Origin of the sequence: Rhodoferax sp., assembly GCF_037143375.1 — a bacterium.
In the GTDB taxonomy this organism is placed as follows: Bacteria; Pseudomonadota; Gammaproteobacteria; order Burkholderiales; family Burkholderiaceae_C; genus Rhodoferax.
In genome coordinates, this window is record NZ_JBAWYV010000303.1 from 1 (window position 1) to 1,855 (window position 1,855).

At 62.2% G+C, this 1,855-nt stretch carries 1 protein-coding gene; it reads right to left on the reverse strand.

Annotated elements, in window-relative coordinates; genetic code table 11:
* Position 1: 1 nt before the first annotated feature.
* Positions 2–1,855 (reverse strand): poly-beta-hydroxybutyrate polymerase N-terminal domain-containing protein (locus tag WCG50_RS19250; protein ID WP_336901206.1); only part of this gene is annotated, 1,854 nt, incomplete at its 5' end.

The window sequence follows — 1,855 nt, forward strand, 5'->3', positions numbered from 1 at the left end:
ATCAGTCGGCATAGCGCACCATGATGAACTCGCCGGGTGCATCGCACAGCACCTTGGCCGCATCCATCGCAGGCGGTGCCACACGCTTGCCCGAGCGCTCGACCAGCCAGGTGTGCATGGCTTCCCACCATGAACCCTCGATCAGCGGAGCCGTGGCCACCCAGGCATCGGGCTCGACCCAACCAGCCCCTTTTTCGGTGCAGGCGATCTGGTAGCTGCGACGCGCATGGCCCGGCTCGGAGATGATGCCCGCGTTGTGACCGCCAGCGGCCAGCACGAAGGTGACCTGGGTTTCCACGAGTTGATGGATTTTGTAGACCGAGTGCCACGGCGAGACGTGGTCACGCACGGTGCCGACCACCAGCATCGGCGCCTTGATGTCGGTCAGGGTGACGCCCACGCCGCCCACGCGGTAGTGACCCGAGGCCAGCGCGTTGTTCAGAAACAGCGAGGACAGGTATTCGTTGTGCATGCGCTCGGGCAGGCGCGTCAGGTCGGCGTTCCAGCTCATCATGTCGTTGCCGACTTCGTCCTGGCCCAGCAGGTAACGCCGGGTGTTGCGTGACCAGATCAGGTCGCGCGAGTTCATGAACTGGAAGGAGCCGGCCATCTGGCGACCTGAGAGGTAGCCGGTGCGGGCCATTGACTGGCGCAGGGTGTTGAGTTGGTCGTCGTCAATAAAGACGCCGAGTTCGCCGGGTTCGCTGAATTCGGTTTGCGCCGCCAGCAGGGTGACGCTGGCGAGTTCTGGCAAGCTGTCCAGGCCGGTGGCGTCTTCTTCGCGGCGGTGCGGGTTCTGGCCGCGCACTTGACGGTGAGACTTGCCTTCGCCGTGGCCCATCGCTGCGGCGACGATGGCCAGGAAGGTGCCGCCCAGGCAGTAGCCCAGGGTGTGGATGCGTGGCGCTTTGGTGAGGGTCTTGACCTCAGCCATGGCTTGCATGACGCCCATTTGCAGGTAGTCCTGCATGCCGACGTCACGGTCGCTGGCGTCCGGGTTTCGCCAGGAGATCATGAACACGGTGTGGCCTTGGGCCACCAGGTAGCGCACCATGGAGTTCTCGGGCGAGAGGTCCAGGATGTAGTACTTCATGATGTTGGACGGCACGATCAGGAGCGGCTCGGGGTACACCTTGGCGGTGGTCGGGGTGTACTGGATGAGTTCGATCAGGTGGTTGCGGTAGACCACTTTGCCCGGGGTGATGGCGACGTCTTTGCCGACTTCGAAGTCCAGGGTCTTGAGTTTGTCTTCGTCGCTGGCGTGGCGGGCTTTTTGGGCCGCTTGCAGGTCTTTGGCGTAGTTCTGGTAGCCCTTGATCCAGCTTTGGCCTTGGGTTTCTTTGGCGACGCGTAGCACTTCGGGGTTGGTCAGCGCAAAGTTGGAGGGCGCCATGGCGTCCAATTTTTGACGGGTGTAGAAGTTCACCAGATGCTGGCTGTGTTTGGACAGGCCGTCGACTTCGGTGGATTCACGCCACCAGGTGTCGCTGGCTTTGAAGCTTTCTTTCATGACGTTGAAGGGCCATTTGCTCCAACCGACGTCGGTAAAGCGGGGGTCCATTTCACGCACGGGTTTGCCGTCGGCATCCACCGCAGCGCTTTCGGGCTGCATGGCGGTACCGAGGACTTGTTTGCTCAGGGCCAGCGCGTGCTGAGCCAGCAGCAGTTGCTGACCCGGCGAGGCCGCCAGATGCATGGCCCAGTCGGCGTAGGCCAAGGTCAATGAAATCGACGGCATGCCCTTGTTGGCCTTGGCCAGTTGCGTGTGAAACGCGTCGTCGATGGACTTGGCCACCTTGCGTTGCTGCTCTGAGGGCTGGGCGGGGGATGTCGTTTTTTTCATGGCTTTGACCTT